Consider the following 20699-nt stretch of genomic DNA (forward strand, 5'->3'; position numbering starts at 1 on the left):
CCTTGCCAGACAATCATCACTGCCCACAACCCTTTCCCGGTGGCAGGATCAGGACCGTTACGTGTACCCATGGGCGGGGACTTGTCGGCCGTTTCATGGCGCATGGCGTCGGCTACTTCATCGAGATAGAGGGCGAGCCCTCCCTCTATCTTTGCGGTGATACGCTGCTCACCGACCAGATTCGGCAGTTCGTCGCCCTTCATCAGCCTGAGGTTTCGGTCGTTCCCGCCGGTGGAGCGTGCCTGGATATCGGTAGCGAGATAATCATGGGGGTTGAAGAGGTGATCGAGTTCACCCAATCGGTACGAGGCAGGCTTATCGCCCGACTACTGATCCCTGCCGACGGTGAGGCGGTGGATGTTCGTCTAGCCACAAACTCCGAACAGGCGAGGGGATAATAATACACAGCCGTCGTCGACCGCGTTTCACCCTGCACGGCAGCCCCAGGTTTGGGCAGCGCACATGATTGAACACGCGCAGTGGCTACGCAGGTTTCAGCAAAAGCCGCAAGTATCCATAGGTGTAGAGTCTGGGACCGCCCGTCGGTGGTTTTGCCCGAGAAATGAACGATCGGAAAATACAGCTCTCTTATTTTCCAGCAGGCCGGCCCTCAGTGATCACGCCATGCGCTCCCTAGTAAAAAAATCGACATTCAACCTCATCGGCATCGTATGGAATGCACGTGGGGTTTTTTTTACCTGAAGCCTGGAGTAACGATATGCCCTCTTCAATGACTCGCTGGGCGAGTCGCTGCGTTCTTTAAGTACCGGTTTACTGATTTATTTTATTCAAGTGAGTTTGATCCTGTAGTTGCGGTCATGGTGTTCGTGCGCCTGTTGCAAGGTCATTTGACACTAATACAATAAGTGGAGAGGTAGTCGTGGAGATCAATACAGTTATTAGTCTGTTCGGGCAGAAAGAATCCATCGAGCTTTTGCGGTTGGCGGTTGTTTATGTCCATTTATTAGCCTGTTGTGTAGCCATCGGTCTGGTGTTTGCCAGCGATGCGGCAATGATCAAGGGCTTATTGAAAGGTCGTATGTCGACAGCACACGATAACGATCACATGGCGAGCCTGCAGAAATCCGTTGCCAACGCGTTGATATTTTTATGGCTTACCGGAGCCGCACTGATAGGTATCGATTACCTTGAAAAAGGCATGAACTATTTTGCCAATCCGAAACTTCAAGCCAAAGTCATTATTGTCTTGCTACTGACGTTCAATGGTATGTTGTTGCATCGCTATGTATTGCCTGCTTTGCTGAAGGCCGGATCGCTGCTTGATCTGCAGGTCGGTGTGCGGTTGTTTGCCCTGTTCTCAGGAGCGCTGTCAGGCGTGTCCTGGCTGTATGCCGCCATGCTAGGCGTCGGTCGGCCACTGGCCTGGAAGTACTCGCTCAGCGAGTTGCTGATGGCGCATCCGGTGCTGATCGTGCTCGGGTTTGCGTTGATGGTGGCATTGACCCAGTGGGCACGGAACCGGAGCATGGCAGTGCCGGCTCAGGAGCGTCCATGGCTGCTTGCGGGGATTCATACGCGCTAAGCTGACGAGAAGATCAGCTTGCTTGCGGTGCAAGGGGAAGGGGCGCACCTCTGTTCATGAGCTCACAGACAACGCCTCGACACGCCCGCGGAACGCGATGGCCAGACCGACCGCGGCGAGCAGCGCGGCGAAGGTGGTGGTCTGCATGCCGAGGTAACCGAGGATGCCGATCACCAGAATGATGTTCAGTGTCACGGTGATGACTGAGCCGACATAGCGCAGCACGGTCGGGTCGAGCTTCTGCTGGGTCAGGGCCCGTTGCACCATGCCGACGGCAAAGCCGATCAACCAGCGGCCGATGATCCAGAAGGCGATGGCGGAGATAATCTTGACCGCGAAAGCGGCCCCGTACTGTTGCACAAGAGCAATTAGCGCATTGAACTTCGTGGTGGTCATGCTAACGATGGTTTCGTCCATGGCTGGGGCCCGAAAATGAAGGATTGGCCTCAAACCGCTAGCACAAGCTGTGTGCCGCGCCAGCCAATCGGCAAGCACACAGCCTCCGGGAGTGGCCGCTGCGGCGTGAAAGGCTCACTAGCCAGGTTTCATTCAGACGGAGAATAAAGCACGACTGCCGCTCGCAGCTTATTGCCGCCGAAAAGGCTCATACGCTGAAACTCTTGGTGGGTTACGGGAAGGTGCTGGCAATCCAGGGCGTGGCGATGCCGGCTATGGTCAATGTCCGGATCATGCAGGTAAACAAAGTCTTCGTCGCATCCTGTCACTAGCACCCAGTGTGGTGCTTTGCTTCGGGTCATGCGAAAACAGCTGATCAGCACCAGCGGCTGACCGCCCGCCGCCAATAGATCCACTATGTCGATTTTCTTGCTCTGTACCTGCACCACATCGCTACTTTGCAGTTCAGTGCAGAGTTCTTCATGCACCAGGCGGATCACTGCTTTTTTGTCCTCACTGCGTACGCCATCGAGGAACAGCGGGCCGTCGACACTCACCTGCAAGGTCACCCGAAACCCCCTGCGCCAGGCCGCCAACGCGAGCCCCTGCGGGCTGCAGCCACCATGCCCGGAGGTCATGAACACAGTGGTTGCTTCGCGCCACAGCTGAACCTCTTCACGTCTGCTCAACGCCCGCCCGGTTTGCAGCGCAGCCATGGCCATCAACAGGCATGCCGGGCCACAAGTAAAGTCTGTGGTCTGCTGATAGTAAGGCACCCGCCGCGCATTGCCGGAGGGCTGATCAATGATGCGTTTCTCATAGCGCAGAGCGTCGGCGTGATCCTGGTAGTAGTCGTTGATCACAGCGAAGCGTCGATAGCCTGCGCCCTCATAAAGCCTGATGGCCGTCTTGTTGTCGGGGCGAACCTCAAGGCGCAGGTAGGCGCAGTCAACGTTGCGCGCGTTTTCCTCCGCTTCAGCCAGCAACCGCTTGCCTAGCCCTTGACCGCGAGCGGCGGGCGAGATGGCGATGGAGTAGAGGCGAGCCAGGGAGGTCCCGCGATGAAACAACAACAAGGCATAACCCATTAACTGCCCCTGCGCTTGAGCGACGATCAAGCTGGCATGTGCACGGCTTATCATCCATTGAAAACTTCGAGGTGATAGCCGGTCATGCTCGAAACATTGGTTCTCCAATGACAGTAACGATGGCAGGTCTTGGCCGCAGGCTTTGCGAAATATAAATTCCATACAGGTCACCGTAAAACTTTCGTAATGAAGCGAGACTTTTTGAAATTTCCATGCTTAATAGATAAGCACTTGGTCTTCGTTAGGTACTTGAGATGGCAGTGGCACAATTTGGCTTGCACGAAGTATTGGGTAAAAATAGTGAGACAGCAATAGTCAAACAGCCCGGTGGCGCAATTGAAAGTAAAGGGTCAAGTCAACTTGTGATTATTGTTGAGCGCAAGGAGGACTGGAGTAAATACTTTCCCAGTGAAGACCTGGTAACCGCCCAGGAATACCTGGAATCGCCGCGGAGCAGCGAACCGGGCAAGCGTGTACAGGTCATTAATCTTTGTCGCAGCTACAAGTATCTTGGGCACGGCTATTACTGTTCGCTGTTGGCGGAGGCGAGGGGGCATAAAGTAATACCGTCGGTCAAGACAATCAGTGAACTTTCCCGCAAGTCACTCTATGGCTTGGCCCTGGACGACGTGGAAAAAACCCTGGAGAAAAACTTAAGTAATAATCTTTATGCCAGTGCTGAAGGGTTTACCCTGAGTCTTTACTTTGGCTGGACACACCTGGAACCGTTGCAATCCATTGCTCGTCAGTTGTTTGAGGCTTTTCCCTGTCCGGTATTATTGGTCGAGTTTCGCAAAGCCGATGGCTGGCAGATCGCGGGGGTAAAAGCCGGGTCGCTGCACAAGTTACGCGAAGATCAGGAAGATCACTTCGCCAATGCACTGGACGGATTCAGTCGAAAAATCTGGCGTGTGCCCCGATCCAGGCGCATGGCGCGCTATGATCTGGCCATCCTGCATGACCCCGATGAAACGTTGCCCCCCTCTAATGCCAAGGCACTGGAGAGTTTCGTGCGGGTAGGCCGGTGCATGGGTATCGATGTCGAGCTGATCGAGAGGAAAGACTACTCGCGTCTGGCCGAATATGACGCACTGCTGATTCGCGAAACCACCAGCGTCGACAATCACACCTACCGCTTCGCCAAAAAAGCCGAGAGCGAAGGGTTGGTGGTGATGGACGATCCAACCTCCATACTGCGCTGTACCAACAAGGTTTACCTGACCGACCTGCTGCGCAGCAACAAACTTGCGATGCCGGCCAGCGAGATTCTCTACAAAGACAACCTGCAAGAACTGCAGCTAGTGGGTGAACGTCTGGGGTTCCCGCTGGTAGTGAAAATCCCTGACGGTTGCTTCTCCCGAGGCGTGATCAAAGTGGAGAATCAGGAGCAGTTGCTGCGGGCGACTGCTGAGCTCTTCGAGCACTCGGTGTTGCTCCTGGCTCAGGAGTACCTCTATACCGAGTACGACTGGCGCATCGGTATCCTCAATCGCAAGCCGATCTTCGCTTGCCAGTACTTCATGTCGAAAGGCCATTGGCAGATATTCAACCACAAGGCCAATGGCGCCGACGTGATTGGTGAGTGCCGCACTTTACCCGTCCACGAAGTACCTCGGGCAGTGGTAGAGCTGGCAGTAAAAACAGCCAGTCTGATTGGCGATGGTTTGTACGGTGTCGACCTCAAGCAAGCGGGTGACAAAGTGGTGGTTATCGAAGTGAACGATAATCCCAACCTGGACGCCGGTATTGAAGACGCTTACTTGCAGGACGATCTGTACACCCTGGTGCTGGAGGAGTTCGTGCGCCGGCTGGAACACAAGCGCCGTGGCCATATCTGGTAGATGGCCGGGATCGAACCGGGAGTGCCGCGATGATTAAAAGCTTCCTGCTCGCCCAAGGGGCGCTGCACCCGAGTGAAAGCCTCGACAGCCAGGTATTGCTGTTCGTCGATCCCGACGCCGCTGAGCGCGATCTGCTCAAGTGCCGGTTCCGCATAGATGAGCATGCGCTGGCGTCCGCGCTTGATCCTGATGAGGTTTCACGCATCGAGTTCCACCCGGACAGCCTGTTCCTGATCTGGAAGCGTCCGGAGAATTACTCGGGCGGAGACAGTTTCTCCTTTGAGGTGTCCTCCTTCGGTCTGTTGTTGCACGCCGAGCGCCTGGTGCTCATCGCTCCGGACGATTCGCAAGTGCAAGGTCTGGGGACCCGTCATGCCTTGCAAACGCCGCTGGATGTGTTGCTGGACATGCTGTTCAGCAACATCCATCACTACCTTGGCCACCTGAAGGTGATCAAGATGGTGGCTCGCGAACTGCAGCAGCGCTTCAACAGCTCGATGCACAACCACCACCTGATGCAGATGTTCAACCTAAGCGAAAGCCTGATTTATTACATCAACGCCATTCACAGCAATGGCACAGTGCTTTCGCGGCTGCGTAACCATGCGCAAAAAAACCACTTTGACGCGCAGCTTATCGAGTTGATCGACGACCTGATCATCGAGAACACCCAGTGCTACAAGCAGGCGGAGATCTACTCCACGGTGTTTGCCGGCCTGATGGATGCGCGCGGCAATCTGGCCAACAACACCATGAATGAAATGCTGCGCAAACTGACGTTGATCAACGTTGTATTCCTGCCCCTGAACCTGATCGCCAGCATCGGCGGCATGTCCGAATTCAGCATGATGACAAGTGGTGTCCCGTGGTGGCTTGCCTACCCGGCGCTGGTCTTGGCGATGCTGCTGTTGGGCGGGGTAATGGTGTTGTTTCTTAAACGCCTGGCCCGGGATTTTCGCGGTGAACATCGAGTGGGGGGGGTGAATACCGACTCGCGTCCAGGTGCTGCAAAGCGATTTTTTACACGCGTTTTCTCATGATGGGTGCAGCGTTCTGCCAAGGAGATGTAGATGAACAATACCGTTATTGGTTTGCTGGTGGTAACCGCGATTCTGCTGGTTGGCGCTGTGGGCTTCTATCTGGACTTCATCAGGAATAAAGACAAGTCCAATTGATGGTCAGGCTGAGTCCTCTCACCTGCATTCACGACTAGAGTGCCACTGCCAGCTATTCTAAAACAAGCTCATATTCCGACCATGCAACGTCAAGTCTTGAGCATTATTCAGGCCTCTGGGGAACCGGCATGACAAATCCGCAAGATAAAGCCGACGCCGATGCGGATTTAGGTCAGATGGTTATAGGGCTAGGGCCCTGTACCTATCTGTTGCTGCTCTTGTTAGGTTTGATCCTCCTGTTTCCCTTTCTTGAGGAGGGTATAATTGGTCGCACGTTGCTCGGCATTCTGTTTTCAATCGTGCTGCTCGTGGGCGCTTTCGCCACCAGACAGACTCGGCGGGGGTTCATACTCAAGCTGGGTCTGGCGTTGCTAGGGGTTGGCCTTCAATGGGCGGCGTTGTGGGCTGAGAGTGCCGCGATTCTTAAGCTGGCCGGAATATCTTATGCGGTGTCCCTTGCAGTCTCGTTTAGCGGAGTGCTTCGCTATATTCTCCAGCGCGGGCCCATTACAGCGGACAAGCTGCATGGCGCGCTTGCGGGTTACATCATGCTGGCCTTCGTTTGGTCGTTCGTATATGCCTTGGTCGAGATATCCAGCGCTGGCTCATTCGGCCCTGGTCACCTCGACTTCATGCAGCCCGGCACGTTCTTCAAGCTGATCTATTTTAGCCTCACGACGCTCACAACCACCGGATACGGTGATGTTATTCCGTTGACCAACCACGCCCGCTCACTTGTTATGGTTGAAGAGTTTTCAGGCGTCTTTTACGTTGGTGTGGTGATAGCGCGGCTCGCCGGTCTTTATCCAACGCATCAGATCAAGTGACGTTGGGTTTAGAGGCTTGCTCTTGCTGTTCTGCAAAACGAGGGCAATGCTGCCCATTGCCTCGTCAATTCAGTTCGCGGGCACGGTGATTACAGGCACTTGCGCCGGTACGCCTGTTTCGGCGAGCGAGAACAATACGAGAATGAACAAGAACTCCGATTTGGATTTCATATCGCGGTCATCGATCCAGAACCAATAATCACGATAGTGCACAGCGGTATACGCATCAGGGGGGCGTTCCACGCTCGAATGGATGCGCACCAGCGGAGCGTCCCATGGGCTGGGATGCTCGGGCGCAGCAGGCATAGGGTTTGCGCGCCCCTCCTGGACGTGCACGGGAGGGACCTCGATGGTCGCGGCGAGTTCCATGAAAATTTCCGACATGGAGCGCGTCAGCAAGGCGATCTCGGTATCGCTCCTCGATAGCATACCGAATGTCAGCGTCAGTTCATTCGTACCGGGACGCAAGCCAAGAATAGCTCGCACGGCACGACGATCGTTTTCGATATCATCGGGGACGTCACGCGTGACCATGACCAGTGCACTTTCATCAATTGTGCGCGGATTAACTCGTATTTCCAGCGATTGCGAACGCTGTATCCGTCTTAACGCATCCAGCAACTGGTAGAAACGCGGATCCGCACTTCGAGCACGTGCCGGTGATGTCGAGCGGTTGTAGACGCCATTAGCCGCTCGGGTGGTCAATTGCAGCACGCGATCGACCGGGTAGCCAGCTTGAACAAGGGAGAATACGGCCGTTGGAGATAACGGTCGCAGCAGATAACGCGAGAACCTCTCCCCAGAGAGCGGTGTGTAGCTGATCGTCGGGCGATCTGTGTACAACCCTGAGGCGCCAATGAGCTGGCTGTTGCCATCACTGGGAAATCCCGAAGACCAGCTTGCTGCGAGGCTGACCTGACTCTGCATCGCGCTGGAGCTGATCACCGAGGACACCTCCAGGTAAACCGGTGCATCGCCGTAGCGCAACTTAACGATATTGAGCAGTGTCTGTTCTTTCCAGGTCGTGGCAATCACTCCGCCATAATCTGTGCGGTCACGCTGAATCGAGGTCGGCCCTAGCGTCCCGCACCCCGCGACGCAGTAGGTTATGACGATCAGTACTACCAGTCGGATTCGGCCTGGCAGGTACCTGAACTTCGAGACTGTAGACGGGTGATCCATGATTTGCCTCATGAGGCAAGGTGTTGAGGCAGCCATTAATGACACTCAGCGTGCGTGTCAAAGGCATCGACATTGATCGTCTTTAATAATCGTCCTCTCTCAGCGCTTTGATCCGTCCTGATTTCTCGGCAGCTACCAGTGCCGCATGGTCTTTTGCATTTTGATCCGCATAAGTCAGGGCAAATTTGCCGATGGCCTGGTCGAAGGAGTCCGATTTACCCAGATAACCACTGATCAGCGCAGCATCCCCAGATTTGGCATGGGCACGGGCCAACGTGAGACCGCACAGCTCGGCGTACATTTTCATCTGTTCTGCCGATGCGCCTTCAACAGGCGCGGACATTTTCATGTCCCGCAACTGACGGACGAAGAGGTGCCGGCCTTTCTGGCCTTGCGTCCAGCCCAAAAAAATGTCGCTGGAGGACTGCATCAATCGTTGCCCTGTGACTACGCGCTGGCCTTGATTTTTGTAGACACTCTTGCCGGCATAAGGAGCCAGCACGGAAGGGCAGGCTTCCTTGATTTGCAGGAGCAGAGGGTGATTTTCTGCGGAAAAAAACAGGCCGACAAAGCAATATGTACCGACGCTGCCGATCCCGACTGCTTTGATGGCAATGTCTTCGAGACGGTAACGATCGAAGAGAGTACGTCGCTCATCGGGCAGAGATAAGCGATAAGCATTCAGGGTCATATGAACATTCTGCTCAAAGCCCTTTTCATCAACATGGAAAAGTATCGGGGGTTGATCAATCAGACGTCGGCGTCCCGCGACTTCGCTGCTGATTGTGGGATAAAGGTAATCGCCAACGCGTATCTTGGCTTTTGCAATCACCTGTTCGCGGTTTTTTTTGACTTTGGCATTGGGGGCCATATCAATGATCGTTTGGGCATCCAAGCGGTCGTACCAGACCGCCAGCGGACTCTGTTTCGAGAACTCACGCAACTGCTCGCGGTAAGCACGAACACATTCGACGGCGATAGCCCGTGCCTCCTTGTCGCTGAGCCGGTTATCGCGTGCAGCGACGACAAAACTGATTGCCAGACGTTTGATGTCCCATTCCCATGGGGCGGGAAGCGTTTCATCGAAATCGTTGATGTCAAAAATCAGATTGCGTTCGGGTGTTGCAAACAGTCCGAAGTTCAAGAGGTGGCAATCCCCGCAGGCCTGTACCTGAATACCGGTGTTCGGGGTAGTGGCCAAGTCGTGAGCCATCAAACCCGCAGAGCCGCGCAGAAAAGTAAATGGCGTGCGCAACATGCGCCCGTAGCGCACAGGCACCAGATTGGGGAGCCGATAGCGATTCGACTGCTCAAGGAGGTCAATAGGGTCACGGTGCTTGCGTGGCGGCTTCCATACAGCGTGAAGCGCATGTGGCACGCTATCGCGCATGCGTTCACCTGCGTTCAGGCGTTCTTTGCGCGAGCGAAAAATTGGCTCGAGAATCCTGACTACAGCTATTTTCGTCGAACCTTTGGTCGTGCTCTTCTTGCTGGGAGGCATTTCCACTCCTTTGCTCAACGAAGTCGAACGCGCCTGGACGCTAGTCCGGATCGAGCGTCGGATCCATAAGCCAACAGAATCTCAGGTACTAAATCGATTCTAGTCCAAGATTGCACTGTCCCATTCCCAGCCGTGGGGTGTCAGCAAAGTTGACCCAAATGCATTAACAACCCCGCAACCCAGGTCAACGGCCTGGCGAACGCCTGGCTGATCTTCGATAAAGCTACGCAAAGAGGGGGGCCAGGCTCCGAGCCAGGCCCCTCATTGTCAGAAATCGAAGAGCAGTGCCTGGCCAGCGTGACCATAGCAGCAGTCACCGCTCTGGGCCTTGAGGTCGGGTTGGTCGGTGAGTTGTGCTAAGTCGGCATTGAGCCGGACCAGCAGTGACTTGGGCAGGCTCTGGGCACCATGCAGGCTGCAAAAGCTGCCGAGGATCAGCGATTGGCCATCGATGCGAGCCCCCATAACGCGTGCACTTCTCCAGTGCTGTTGGTCCGGGCATTCACTGAATCAACAAACCCACCCACATCGAAGCAATGATCAGCAACTGGCCGGTGATGACGTAGGCTGCAAATTTTGCCCCGCCGCTGACCCAGGCCAGAACACATTTGGTCAGCGTATTACTGCTCATGGCCGTCAGCGAGGGTACCGCTATGTCAGTGATCGATAGCTGCCCGGACTTCACCACCGACGCAATGGAAGCTGCCGTCGCATGCGCATCGGCCAGCCCGCTGATCAGCGCAGCGATCATTACGCCGCTGTGTCCAAAGAGGTAGAGCAAGGTTGAGGACAGCAATGTTATTCCTGTTACCGCTGCCGTCACCACCAGGGCGACCTTGAGGCTGAAGGCGCCATCACCCACTTTGGTGGTGGCAGGCACGATAAAAGGTTTCCAGGGCGCTAGCAGTAAGGAGCCATAGGCCACTGTTGCCAGTGCAGCCAGCAACACCGGCACCCACAATGCCTGCAGGAACGCCAGATCAACGGTTCCCAGCACCAGGGACAGCATCGCAATGGTCGCCAGATTCGAGAATATCGCGGCGGCACTGAGTGCTTTGACCGAGCCCTGTTCACCACGGGCCAAGTGGCCGATCAGGGCGATGGTCGCCGAACCTGAGGCAAATCCTGAAGCAATGGCGCTCAGGGTATAGCCGTAGCGCGCCCCCATCATACGCAAGGCAATATGCCCCAAAGCCTCTGCACTCATCAGCAGCACGGTAAGGGTACAGATTGTGCGGGGATTGATGGCCCCGAAGGGGCCGATGAAACGGTCGGGCGTCAAGGGCAAAATGACCAGGGCGGCGGTCAAGAGGATCAACCCGTCGCGTACTTCAGTTTCAGTCAATTGGTGCAGGGCAAAGCGATGCAGCTCCTGGCGAAAGGCCAGGATCACGGTGAGCACGACGCTGACCGCAACAGCCAGTCCTGGCTGCTCATGGCTCAAGGCACCGAGCATCAAGACAAACAGCAGGGCGATTTCGCTGGTGATGCCCGGATCCTCGCCCTGGTGTTTCCAATAGGCAACGGCAACGAGGATCGCCAGGGCAATGGTCATGATGCCCACTAGCATCGCGCCCGCCACGGCCATGCAGACATAACCCAGTACGGAGGTAATGGCAAAGGTTCTAAGACCGGCAAAGGCGCGATGTTCGTCGCTACCTTTCTTGCGCTCACGCTCCAGACCAACAAGCATCCCTACGCCCAGGGCGGCAGCCAGATGGGTGATGTTCAGGGCTTCAAGCATGGTAGTCGCAGCGAAGCACGCATAGCCGTATTCGCATAGGTGGCCAAAGGCTCACATTGATGCCGCACAGTGATGTCCGTAGCCATGTTCCAGGGCCTTCAGGGCGGGCATGTTCAAAATTTCCACGGTGCGTCCACCGAATGTGACTATCTCCAGCTGGCGCAGGTGAGCGATGGACCTGCAAATGGTTTCAAGCCTCAGCCCGAGGTAGGACGCAATGTCATCTCTGGACATGCGTAAGACAAAGCCATGGGCCGAGAAACCACGCTCGGCGTAGCGTTTGGACAAGCCTAGTAGAAAGCTGGCCAAACGCTCTTCGGCCGAGAAGTTGCACATCATCAACAGTCGCTTATGGTCGCGGACGATTTCACTGCTCAGTAGTCTGTTGAGGCTTTGCTGCAGGAACGGGAATTCGTGGGCCAGTGTTTCAAGGCGTTTGTAGGGAATCAGGCAGACTTCACTATCTTCCAGCGCAAACGCACAGCAAACATGCCGGTTGGTACTGATCGCATCACACCCCATGATGTCGCCTGGCATCCAGAAGTTGGTGACAAGCCCTTGTCCTTCTACATTGGTAAAACAGGTCTTGAAACTGCCAAAGCGAACCGCATAGAGGAACTCCAACGGATCGCTGGCCTGATACAGGCCGCCTCCTTTGTTGATCCGTATCCGCTGGCTGATCAACTCACTGAAACGGTCATTGCCTTGTCTGGACAGGCCTGTCGGAAGGCACAGTGCCCTGACCCGGCAGTCGTTGCAGGCCGTCTTGTATGAAAGCAAGTCAACTGGACAAGCCAACCCTATGGGCTGACTGACTTTTTCACTGACGACATTCAATGAGCTATGCATCTCTCACCTCCACCACGTCCCTGGATGAACCTGGCAGGGCGAGTGGGTCATTTGGATGACTGTAAGTGAACGTAGGACGTGTCGAGGGCATGCGCGCAAGCATCGACAAGGAGTGCGGAGCGTTGAGACGGGTGTTGAGTCGATCAACAAAGTCTGTCGCCTCGTCAAGACTGCGAAAACTCACCTCCCAAACATCCAGATGAACCCACCAGCGGTCCAGTCGCGGATGTCGCTCAATGTAAACGTTCATTGATGGTACTCCGTCGTTGACGCAGGGGTGTGCATCAGGTGCCATTTGCGTGAATGTTGTTTGGGTACGCTGAAGATCAGTTGCCCCTGACGGTAGTGGAGGGTGAAATGGTCAAGATCCATCGATGGCGGGATGGCGCGTGATGAACTGAACCAGCCGCACTCAGGCGAAACACCTGTTGTTGAAGCGTGTGAAGGTTCCTGTAGCACCCAACCGCTCAGCGTGAATTGCTTGGGGGTAATCCCTATCTGCAGACTATCGATACCGACAGTTTGCAAGTCCGCTGTCACTGTGAACTGATGACCGCTATGCCTGACTAATAGTGCGGGCTGCTCAGGCAAGCCGACTTCGCGGCGCAACATCAATTCAAGATCCGGGGCACGGCGTTTGCGCGTGTGACCCAAAAAGCTGAACAGGCGATGTCTAGCTTGGAGTAGCGCCGCGTCAGGTGTCAGCCGCGGTAACAACGACAGCAAGAGTAATTTAAGCATTTGGCGCGCTCCCCATTCGATTGAATCAGGAACAGCGTCCTTGCCAGGTGGGTCTTCGTCGTCGAGTTTGAGCCGGTGAGTCACCCGCGGCCCAAGATAAATGCGCCCGCATGGTAACCATGGCGACGGTTCCTCATTGGGGGAGTAGCGTCACTCTTTGCTTAGGGTGCGCCAATAAGCGGCGAATCAATTGATCCTGATCAAGGAATCAGGCCCGTTTTTTTTGTGTTCGGGCTACCGTGCGTCGGGCCGTACCGGTTGTTGTGCCTCCATCACCGGTCCGCGTGTTTCACCTGGCTTGCAGCGTGTTCTTGATACAGGTCAAACACACCCTGTTGGACGGATGCAGGATGGAATGTACCTACTCATCGCTTAGTGCGAGGTGTGCCATGTCCGACTACCAACGCTTGTTGTTTATCGCCCCCCCTTTGATGCAGCGTACTGACGCCTTTGACCGTGCTGCCGCCTTGGCAAAAGCCAAAGGCATTGCATTGCATATCGTGGCGTTTGATTACCTGGAGGGGCTTGCCACCGCTGGGCTGGTCAATGAGCAGGCACTGGCCGTGATGCGTCAGGCCTATGTCGAAAAGCACCGTGAGTGGCTGGAATCCCAAGCCGTGTCCCTGCGTAGGAACGGGCTTACGGTCACCACTGAAGTTGTCTGGGTGAACAATGTCCTGGACGAAATCCTGACTCATCTGAAGGAGCAGCCGTTTGCGATGGTGGTCAAGGATATAGTGCATGAGTCGCGCCTGATGCGGGCGATGTTCACGACACTCGATGTGCGGCTGCTACGGGAGTGCTCGGTGCCTTTGCATTTTCTCGACAAGACCAGTCACGCCATGCCTCGCAAGGTGCTCGCTGCTGTAGACCTGTCACGTCCCGAGGACCAGTTCCAAGGGTTCAATGACCGCATCATCAATGAAGCATTGAAATTAGCCATGCAGTGCAAAGCTCAGGTAGAGATCCTCTATGCCTACGATTTGACCTCCATGCAAACGGAGGCCGAAAATCTTGGGCATAAATCGTTCTGGTTTGGCTCAAATATTGCCGAAAGCCTGCATGAAGCCCAGAGCGAGGCCTTCAGGGAGCTGGCCGAACGCAATGGCATTGAACCGGAGGCGTGTCACATGATCATGGGCGATCCGGCAAAAGTCTTGACGATTTTCTGCGAGGCCCAAGGCATCGACATCGTCGTCATGGGGCGGATTCATCACCGCGGCTTGGCCAAGTATGTCGGCAGCACGGTTGAACGGGTACTGTACAAAATGCCAAGCAGTGTACTGGTTATCACCCCACAGCCCCCCGTCGTCTGACACACCAGTTGCCTCAGTGCGGCTTGCGGATCAAGCCACGCTGAGGCACTTGGTTATCGTTGTAAGTCCAGCTCATGGATGATTTCACTGACGTCTCCGGCCAGGTAGCGCGATGAAAAACCGAGTGCTTTAGCAAGCCGGTGCATGCCGTAGTTGCTGGACAAGTCACGTGAAGTCATGCAGGCATAGCCATTGCTGCGCGCGGCGGTGATCAAGTGATTCATCAATAATCTGCCTAGGCCCTTTCGCTGCCAATGCGCGTTGACGGCAACCGCACATTCGCAATTCTTGCTGCCGGGGACTGCGGCATAGCGGCTCTCGCCGATCTGGCGCAGTTGACCACCATCATGCACCAACGCGACATACGCCATGCGTCGGTGGTAGTCCACATCCGCCAACTGTTCAAATAGCGAAGATGTCTTCCCGCTAAAGCCAGCCAGGAAGCGAAAGCGCCGCGACTCGTAAGGCACTTGCCCAACGAACTGATGATCCCGTTCATGGTCTGACTCGCTCAAGGGGCGAATCAGTACTGCAGTGCCGTCGCTCAACGATTCAATCCAGTGTTCCTTGCATAGGTCGCGGTTATCCAGATCGTTACTCATCGCGTTCTCCTGGGCTGTTCTTCTCTAATGGAACTGCCTGCTGCTGTTGTTGTACTGCGCGCGAGCAACCCTGTTCTGATTTGCATCAACTTCGTAGCGTGTCACCGCCTTTCTGATCAAAATCAAGTCCGATGCATGCTCAAGGTACAGAATTCAATACCTGAGCGGTGTTTCCGGGCACCAATCGATAACAGAAATGGAGGTGGGCGATGAGTCAGTACCAACAACTGTTGTTGCTGGCACGGGACGCCGATTTGACTTCTCCTGCAGCGCAGCGTGCCAGGGCCCTGGCTAAAACGACGGGGGCAGGCTTGCATGTCCTGGGCGTTTTCGAGCCCCAAGGGCTGAGCAACTGGCGGGAAGAAAAAGAGGTTGAAGAACAAATCGCCGAGCAGTTCTCACGGTACCGCAACCGGTTGTCCGATGTGGTGGAGAGATTACGCGCAGATCACACCCATACGACCAGCCAGGCAATACTTTCCGATGATCCGGTAAAGGACGTGCTTGATTGCCTGTTCGAGCTTCGGCCCGACATGGTCATCAAAGACACTGAAGACGTTTCAGCGCTCAGACGAGTGTTTGCAGCGTCCTTCGATACACAGCTGGTACGGGCGAGCCCGGTACCGGTTCATCTCGTCCCGGCGGGTAGTGCACCTGTGCCCAAGGTAATCCTGGCTGCGGTTGATACGTCCCTTTCGGCGCAACAGAACGACTTCAACCACACAATCATCCGCGCAGCCATCGCCATGGCGCTGCAGTGCGATGCTCAGTTGCACCTGGTGTGTGCCTATGACATCTCGCCTGTTTTCGTTGCCGATGCCAGTGCAGCGCTGGACTGGGTTGAAGAATTCATAGCGGCATTACGCGAACCCTATGACGAACTGGCCGATGCCTACGGTGTTACCGCGCAGTGTCGACACTTTGTTCAAGGGGCGCCGGTCGCTGTCATTGGCGACATGGTGCGTCATCTGGCGGTTGATGTCGTGGTCATGGGGGTGGTTCAACCCAAAGGGCTGGGCAAACTGCTCGGCGACACGACCGAACGGATAGTCTCCTCGGGGCTATGCGCAGTACTGGCGGTTAATCCCGGCATTGACAAGGGCGATGCAGCCACTGATTGAGGGTCACATCATGCAGCTCACTTTTCTTGGAGGCACAGGTACGGTCACCGGTAGTAAGTACCTGCTCCAGCACGACACTACGCGGGTGCTCATCGATTGTGGACTGTTCCAGGGTTACAAGCAGCTGCGCTTGCGCAACTGGGCAGCGCTGCCCTTGCCGGCAGATCAAGTCGATGCAGTTGTGCTGACTCACGCACACCTGGATCACAGCGGCTATTTACCGGTACTGGTTCGCAACGGTTTTCGTGGGCCGATCTATGCAACAGCGGCCACCTGTGAGCTGGCCAGGATCCTGTTGCTCGACAGTGGTCGCCTGCAGGAAGAGGAAGCCGACTATGCCAACCGGCGGGGTTATTCCAGGCATCATCCTGCCCAGGCACTTTACACCGAAGAGGAGGCCAAACGGGCCCTTGCACAACTGCGGCCGCTGGAGCTGCATCATCAAGTCGAGATCGTCGAGGGGCTGAAGGTATACCTGCGTTCAGCCGGGCACATCCTCGGCGCGGCAACGGTTGAAGTGCAGGTGCAAGGCCAAACCCTGGTGTTTTCTGGTGATCTGGGGCGCCCCAATGACCCCGTCATGAAAGCGCCAGAGCTGATTGAGCACGCAGACATTCTTCTGGTCGAGTCCACGTATGGCGATCGGCAGCACCCCAAAGAGCCGCCAGAGCAGTACCTGGCCGATGTCATCAATCAAACGTTGTTACGCCATGGCATCACCCTGGTGCCGTCATTTGCCGTCGGTCGGGCTCAACTGTTGATGTATTACCTGTATGCGCTGAAGAAGGCGCATCTGATTCCGGATATTCCGGTTTACCTCAACAGCCCTATGGCCTCGGATACAACGGCGTTGTATCAACGTTTTCACCATGAACATCGTCTGTCTGCCGAGGCGTGTGCAGCGATGTGCCATAGCACCCATATCATTCGCACCGTCGACGAATCCAGGCACCTTGACCAACTGCGCGACCCCGCAGTGATCATCGCCGCCAGTGGCATGGCAACCGGGGGCAGGGTGTTGTATCACCTCAAGGCGCTGGCGCCCAATCCACGCAATACCTTGCTTTTTTCCGGCTTTCAGGCCGGTGGTACACGCGGCGCGGACATCATTGCCGGGGTACGGACAATCCGTATGCACGGTGAAGATGTTCCGATACGTGCACAGGTGTTTGCCATGGAGAGTCTGTCGGCGCATGCCGATGCTGATGAGATCATGCAATGGCTGCGCGGCTTCAAGAAGCCTCCACGGCATACCTTTGTCGTACATGGTGAACCCCATGCAGCCGATACGTTGCGCCGGCGTATCAGCCTGGAGCTCGGTTGGTCGGTTTCAGTGCCCGAGCACCTTGAAAGCGTATCGCTCGATCCCGACGCGCCACAGCAGTTAGAGAAAACGGGCAGGTTCGCAAGCTAAGGGCCAGGCCATGAACGCGACCAGTAAAGAGAAACTCACTGCCTGGCTGAAAAGGCCACGAGGCAGCTTCGGCATCGTCGCCGCCGTGGTCAGTTTTGTGCTGTTGGCGTCTATCGCAACCGGGTTCGAGGGCGTTGCAGCGCTGGTTACAGCCAAACCGTGGATCCTGCTGGGGTTTGTTGCGATCAGCCTGGCCATAGGCGTCGTTGTGCAACACCGTTACACCCTGCTGGTGGGCAAAGCGATCTTCAGCCCTGGTGCTAAAGGGTGGCGGCAGACGATGGAGCGTCTTTCAACCTGGGCGAAGGAGTCGAACATTGCGTTGTGTTTGTTGATAGCAGTAGGGGTGGGTTACCCGACCACATTGTATTTTGCCGCCCGCTCAGTGCGCACCATCGTTGCGGCCTGTGAAGTCAACCTCAGTGACAAACTTGGGTTGCCGGGCGAGGGAGAACGATCGATCCCTATCGCTTCGCCCCTCTGCGCGTGCCTGTCTCAACTTTTTTTAGACAGAAATGGCGTATTGCGGCTCGCGCTGTTCAACACCTCGGTCCTTGATGTCACTGATTTTCAGGGCATTACCGAAGAGGACGAGCAGCAATGTCTGAACCGTGTGATTCCAGCGGGGCAGTTGCCCACCCCGCAAGCCTCGTCAAGTCAATGAAAGGCGATGGATGACCTGGCAGCTGTCGTCGGGGTCACGGGAGGTCGAAAAGCCCAGGTCGCGAGCCAATTCGTGCATCGCCGTATTGGCGGCGGAGTCGATTGAATACATCGTTGTGTAGCCGTTGGACCGCGCCTTGTCGATCAGGTGGCCAAGCAGCAGCGAGCCCAGGCCGCGATGTTGCCACTGATCATCAACGGTCACCGCACATTCACATTCACCGGGTTGGGCGCACGCGGCATAGCGGCTGATCCCCACCTCCTGCAGTTCACCATTGACGTGGGCCAATGCGACATACGCCATATGTTGACGCTGATCGATGGTCATCAGTTGATCAAGCATGGCCTCTCCAGGCTCCTTGATCTGGCACAGGAAGCGAAAGTGCCGAGACTCGGGCGAAAGGCGCATGATGAAGGCTTTTTCGCGCTCGCGATCCTCGGCACGCAATGGCCTGATGAGAACGTGCCCGCCATCCTTAAGCGGCTCGATCCAATGTTCGCCTACTTGAGGAGCAAAGGCAGGGGTGGAAGGTGATTGTGCAGTGGATTGAACAGGTGCCATGGGATTTACTCCGAAGGGGGGGGAGGTTCATAAAGCACCCTTACTTATTTACACCTGTCCAGCCGCCCCTGTTTGATGCAGGTCAAACGCAAGGCATCTACGGGCAGGGGAGGATCAACGTTGCACGCATCCCGCCCTGGGGACGATTTTCAAGCGTTATCTGGCCCCCCAGACGGTCAGCAATGCGCTTTACGATCGCCAGCCCCAAACCTGCTCCCTGATCGTTTCCGCGGCTGTAGAAACGCTCCAGCAGTCGCTCCCGCTCAGACTCTTCGATTCCCGGGCCTTCGTCCTCCACAGACAGCGCGTAGTGATCTGTATGTTTGCCAAGACGTACCGTGATCTGCCCTTGGCGCGGAGAAAAATTGGCCGCGTTGGTCACCAGATTGTTCAATGCAATGTTGACAACCGTCGGATCGACCCTGACCGGATAAACACCATCGTTGACATCGAACAGCAGATCCAGCCCTTTGCTCAGTACCCAGGGTGTCAATTGCGCCAGGCTGTCACGAACGATGGCTGCAAGATCAGTGGTCGATGGTGCAGGCATCGCGGATTGCGGTTCGATACGCGCCATGGTCAGCAGTTGATTGACCAATCGGCCGGTACGATCGACACCCGCTATCAAATGCTCCAGTGATTCGCGTCGACTTTCTTCGGTTTGCGCTTCCATCAAGTTTTGAGCATGGACCTTCAGCACCGCAAGGGGCGTGCGCATTTCGTGTGCCGCATCAGCAATGAAGCGCCGCTCGCGGCCGAGCACTTCCTGAATGTGTGCGAGCATGCGGTTGAGTGCAGCCTGCATCGGCTCCAGTTCGCTCGGCAGCGGTGTCAGTTGCAACGGTTCCAGTGATCCGCTGTGGCGGGCGCGAAGGGTGGCGGCCATGTTCGCCAACGGCTTGAGCCCCCATCCAATGGCAAGCCAGATCATCGCTGCGAGGATCAAGCTGCCCAACACGTTGGGCCACAAGGTGTGGCGCACGATACGTTCGACCAGATCGGCCCGGACATCGTCGCGTTCGCCCACCCAGATGCGCATACCGTTTTGTTTGTCTTCCAGTACGAAAGCGCGCCAATGGTGATTGTTCACATCCACTACATCGCTGAAGCCGGGTTGGTCAGGGGCTGCGGAAAGTGAGGGTGCGCTGGCAGTATGCACCAGGATCTCACCTTCGCGGTTCCACACCTGGAACGCGATTTTGCTTTCATAAGGGTGTCCGTCGAGCTTTGGTACCGCCTGGGCCAATGCTGCATTGAACGCTTTATAGAGCTCTGCATATTCCTTGCTGGCCAGTGGCATACGCATGACGCCCTGCAGCAACCGGGCGTTCTGCGCGAGCTGAGCGTCGTAGACTTCAGTGATTTCGTGATTGCTGTCGTGAAGGTTGAGCACGCTGATCACCGCGAATCCCAGGAACATCAAGCCAATGATCAGAGTGAGAGTCCGGCGCCGGATTGACGTCATCGGCGCTCCTCCACCAGATACCCCACGCCGCGAACGGTACGGATCAGGTCGGTTGAGAACTTTTTGCGCAGGTGATGGATGTGCACCTCAAGCGTGTTGCTCTCAGCTTCCTCGTTCCAGCCATACAACAATTGCGTCAGATGATCGCGGGTCATCACGCGCCCGGGAGGTGACAACAGTTCATGCAGCAATTGGTATTCCTTGGGCGTCAATGCCACTGGCAGGCCCTGATAGCTGACTTGTTGCGTACCGGGGTTCAAGCTGATCCCGGCATGTTCGATCACCATCTGCGCGCGCCCGGCGCTACGTCGTAGCAAGGCGCGCAGGCGCGCTTTAAGTTCGGCCAGGTCGAACGGCTTGATCAAGTAATCATCGGCACCGGCATCCAGCCCGGCGATACGGTCTTCGGTGGCATCGCGAGCCGTGAGGATCAGCACCGGCAGCTTGGAGCCACTGGCGCGCAGACGCCGCAGCACTTCGAGCCCGTCCATGCGTGGCAACCCAAGGTCGAGCACGGCAAGGTCAAACGTCTCGCTGAGCATGGCGTGCAGGGCACTACTGCCGTCCTTGAGCCAGTCGACAGTGTAGCCCTCACGGCCTAATGCCTGATGAATGCCCTCGCCGAGGGCGATGTCATCCTCGATCAGTAATAAACGCACGCAGGCTCCT

Annotated in this window: 20 protein-coding genes and 1 pseudogene; 9 read left to right on the plus strand and 12 right to left on the minus strand. The window is 56.1% G+C overall.

The window, feature by feature from the left end; all coding sequences use genetic code 11:
• Positions 1 to 95 precede the first annotated feature (95 nt).
• Together C6382_RS05035 and C6382_RS05040 are read left to right on the plus strand one after the other, a co-directional pair.
• Entirely contained in the window at positions 96 to 398 is a 303-nt protein-coding gene (locus C6382_RS05035; RefSeq protein WP_178082742.1) for a hypothetical protein, read from the plus strand.
• 482 nt (positions 399 to 880) lie between these two features.
• Complete coding sequence (locus C6382_RS05040) at positions 881 to 1543, plus strand: hypothetical protein (RefSeq protein ID WP_107023432.1); 663 nt, start codon at positions 881 to 883, stop codon at positions 1541 to 1543.
• A 96-nt stretch (positions 1544 to 1639) separates the two neighbouring features.
• Here C6382_RS05040 and C6382_RS05045 read toward each other — a convergent pair.
• A pseudogene (locus C6382_RS05045) lies at positions 1640 to 1960 on the minus strand (mechanosensitive ion channel family protein); the annotation flags it as partial.
• 128 nt (positions 1961 to 2088) lie between these two features.
• The gene (gene rimI, locus C6382_RS05050) at positions 2089 to 3189 is read right to left on the minus strand and encodes a ribosomal protein S18-alanine N-acetyltransferase (protein ID WP_107023433.1); all 1101 of its coding nucleotides are present in this window, start codon (positions 3187 to 3189) and stop codon (positions 2089 to 2091) included.
• Between the two features lie 92 nt (positions 3190 to 3281).
• On the opposite strand from rimI, the gene C6382_RS05055 reads away from it, so the two are divergent.
• The 3 genes from C6382_RS05055 to C6382_RS05065 all read left to right on the plus strand — a co-directional run bounded on the left by C6382_RS05055 (position 3282) and on the right by C6382_RS05065 (position 6870).
• Complete coding sequence (locus C6382_RS05055) at positions 3282 to 4868, plus strand: RimK family protein (protein ID WP_256588983.1); 1587 nt, start codon at positions 3282 to 3284, stop codon at positions 4866 to 4868.
• A 29-nt stretch (positions 4869 to 4897) separates the two neighbouring features.
• Positions 4898 to 5908, plus strand: coding sequence for a magnesium transporter CorA family protein (locus C6382_RS05060; protein WP_107023435.1), 1011 nt, complete (start codon positions 4898 to 4900; stop codon positions 5906 to 5908).
• A gap of 263 nt (positions 5909 to 6171) precedes the next feature.
• Entirely contained in the window at positions 6172 to 6870 is a 699-nt protein-coding gene (locus C6382_RS05065; RefSeq protein WP_107023436.1) for an ion channel, read from the plus strand.
• 69 nt (positions 6871 to 6939) lie between these two features.
• On the opposite strand, the gene C6382_RS05070 is transcribed toward C6382_RS05065, so the two are convergent.
• From C6382_RS05070 to C6382_RS05100, 6 genes are all read right to left on the minus strand, one after another.
• A complete protein-coding gene (locus C6382_RS05070) occupies positions 6940 to 8052 on the minus strand; it encodes a hypothetical protein (RefSeq protein ID WP_107023437.1) in 1113 nt (370 codons plus the stop codon).
• Positions 8053 to 8134: 82 nt separating this feature from the next.
• A complete protein-coding gene (locus C6382_RS05075; protein ID WP_256588987.1) occupies positions 8135 to 9553 on the minus strand; it encodes a DUF2252 domain-containing protein in 1419 nt (472 codons plus the stop codon).
• 267 nt (positions 9554 to 9820) lie between these two features.
• A complete protein-coding gene (locus C6382_RS05080; RefSeq protein WP_107023438.1) occupies positions 9821 to 10018 on the minus strand; it encodes a hypothetical protein in 198 nt (65 codons plus the stop codon).
• A 37-nt stretch (positions 10019 to 10055) separates the two neighbouring features.
• Complete coding sequence (locus C6382_RS05085; protein ID WP_107023439.1) at positions 10056 to 11297, minus strand: DUF4010 domain-containing protein; 1242 nt, start codon at positions 11295 to 11297, stop codon at positions 10056 to 10058.
• A gap of 51 nt (positions 11298 to 11348) precedes the next feature.
• Positions 11349 to 12146, minus strand: a complete 798-nt coding sequence (locus tag C6382_RS05090) for a helix-turn-helix domain-containing protein (protein ID WP_107023440.1) — start codon at positions 12144 to 12146, stop codon at positions 11349 to 11351.
• 246 nt (positions 12147 to 12392) lie between these two features.
• Positions 12393 to 12887, minus strand: coding sequence for a hypothetical protein (locus C6382_RS05100; protein ID WP_107023442.1), 495 nt, complete (start codon positions 12885 to 12887; stop codon positions 12393 to 12395).
• 389 nt (positions 12888 to 13276) lie between these two features.
• Between C6382_RS05100 and C6382_RS05105 the strand changes: the two genes are divergently transcribed.
• Entirely contained in the window at positions 13277 to 14203 is a 927-nt protein-coding gene (locus C6382_RS05105; RefSeq protein WP_107023443.1) for a universal stress protein, read from the plus strand.
• A 53-nt stretch (positions 14204 to 14256) separates the two neighbouring features.
• Here C6382_RS05105 and C6382_RS05110 read toward each other — a convergent pair whose 3' ends face one another.
• Entirely contained in the window at positions 14257 to 14805 is a 549-nt protein-coding gene (locus C6382_RS05110; protein WP_107023444.1) for a GNAT family N-acetyltransferase, read from the minus strand.
• Positions 14806 to 15014: 209 nt separating this feature from the next.
• Between C6382_RS05110 and C6382_RS05115 the strand changes: the two genes are divergently transcribed.
• The 3 genes from C6382_RS05115 to C6382_RS05125 are packed head-to-tail and all read left to right on the plus strand — an operon-like array spanning position 15015 to position 18004.
• Complete coding sequence (locus tag C6382_RS05115) at positions 15015 to 15926, plus strand: universal stress protein (protein WP_107023445.1); 912 nt, start codon at positions 15015 to 15017, stop codon at positions 15924 to 15926.
• Between the two features lie 10 nt (positions 15927 to 15936).
• On the plus strand, positions 15937 to 17340 hold the full coding sequence (locus C6382_RS05120; protein ID WP_107023519.1) for an MBL fold metallo-hydrolase RNA specificity domain-containing protein: 1404 nt from the start codon (positions 15937 to 15939) through the stop codon (positions 17338 to 17340).
• Positions 17341 to 17350: 10 nt separating this feature from the next.
• Positions 17351 to 18004, plus strand: a complete 654-nt coding sequence (locus tag C6382_RS05125) for a hypothetical protein (protein ID WP_107023446.1) — start codon at positions 17351 to 17353, stop codon at positions 18002 to 18004.
• Here C6382_RS05125 and C6382_RS05130 read toward each other — a convergent pair.
• The 3 genes from C6382_RS05130 to C6382_RS05140 form a co-directional block, all read right to left on the minus strand.
• A complete protein-coding gene (locus tag C6382_RS05130; RefSeq protein ID WP_107023447.1) occupies positions 17993 to 18565 on the minus strand; it encodes a GNAT family N-acetyltransferase in 573 nt (190 codons plus the stop codon). The genes C6382_RS05125 and C6382_RS05130 overlap by 12 nt on opposite strands.
• 97 nt (positions 18566 to 18662) lie before the next feature.
• On the minus strand, positions 18663 to 20030 hold the full coding sequence (locus tag C6382_RS05135) for an ATP-binding protein (RefSeq protein ID WP_107023448.1): 1368 nt from the start codon (positions 20028 to 20030) through the stop codon (positions 18663 to 18665).
• Positions 20027 to 20689 (minus strand): response regulator, encoded by a 663-nt coding sequence (locus C6382_RS05140; RefSeq protein ID WP_107023449.1) that lies wholly within the window; start codon positions 20687 to 20689, stop codon positions 20027 to 20029. Before C6382_RS05140 ends, C6382_RS05135 begins: the two co-directional genes overlap by 4 nt.
• Between the last annotated feature and the right edge of the window lie 10 nt (positions 20690 to 20699).

It is taken from the genome of Pseudomonas sp. BBP2017, assembly GCF_003024385.1.
Classification (GTDB): domain Bacteria; phylum Pseudomonadota; class Gammaproteobacteria; order Pseudomonadales; family Pseudomonadaceae; genus Aquipseudomonas.

Coding starts and splice junctions, on each gene's coding strand:
- C6382_RS05075 (WP_256588987.1), bottom strand. CDS start 9,553: ATGCCTCCCAGCAAGAAGAGCACGACCAAAGGTTCGACGAAAATAGCT.
- C6382_RS05090 (WP_107023440.1), bottom strand. CDS start 12,146: ATGCATAGCTCATTGAATGTCGTCAGTGAAAAAGTCAGTCAGCCCATA.
- C6382_RS05085 (WP_107023439.1), bottom strand. CDS start 11,297: ATGCTTGAAGCCCTGAACATCACCCATCTGGCTGCCGCCCTGGGCGTA.
- C6382_RS05035 (WP_178082742.1), top strand. CDS start 96: ATGGCGCATGGCGTCGGCTACTTCATCGAGATAGAGGGCGAGCCCTCC.
- C6382_RS05055 (WP_256588983.1), top strand. CDS start 3,282: ATGGCAGTGGCACAATTTGGCTTGCACGAAGTATTGGGTAAAAATAGT.
- C6382_RS05080 (WP_107023438.1), bottom strand. CDS start 10,018: ATGGGGGCTCGCATCGATGGCCAATCGCTGATCCTCGGCAGCTTTTGC.
- C6382_RS05100 (WP_107023442.1), bottom strand. CDS start 12,887: ATGCTTAAATTACTCTTGCTGTCGTTGTTACCGCGGCTGACACCTGAC.
- C6382_RS05125 (WP_107023446.1), top strand. CDS start 17,351: ATGAACGCGACCAGTAAAGAGAAACTCACTGCCTGGCTGAAAAGGCCA.
- C6382_RS05120 (WP_107023519.1), top strand. CDS start 15,937: ATGCAGCTCACTTTTCTTGGAGGCACAGGTACGGTCACCGGTAGTAAG.
- C6382_RS05115 (WP_107023445.1), top strand. CDS start 15,015: ATGAGTCAGTACCAACAACTGTTGTTGCTGGCACGGGACGCCGATTTG.
- C6382_RS05105 (WP_107023443.1), top strand. CDS start 13,277: ATGTCCGACTACCAACGCTTGTTGTTTATCGCCCCCCCTTTGATGCAG.
- C6382_RS05070 (WP_107023437.1), bottom strand. CDS start 8,052: ATGGATCACCCGTCTACAGTCTCGAAGTTCAGGTACCTGCCAGGCCGA.
- C6382_RS05065 (WP_107023436.1), top strand. CDS start 6,172: ATGACAAATCCGCAAGATAAAGCCGACGCCGATGCGGATTTAGGTCAG.
- rimI (WP_107023433.1), bottom strand. CDS start 3,189: ATGGAATTTATATTTCGCAAAGCCTGCGGCCAAGACCTGCCATCGTTA.
- C6382_RS05130 (WP_107023447.1), bottom strand. CDS start 18,565: ATGGCACCTGTTCAATCCACTGCACAATCACCTTCCACCCCTGCCTTT.
- C6382_RS05060 (WP_107023435.1), top strand. CDS start 4,898: ATGATTAAAAGCTTCCTGCTCGCCCAAGGGGCGCTGCACCCGAGTGAA.
- C6382_RS05135 (WP_107023448.1), bottom strand. CDS start 20,030: ATGACGTCAATCCGGCGCCGGACTCTCACTCTGATCATTGGCTTGATG.
- C6382_RS05110 (WP_107023444.1), bottom strand. CDS start 14,805: ATGAGTAACGATCTGGATAACCGCGACCTATGCAAGGAACACTGGATT.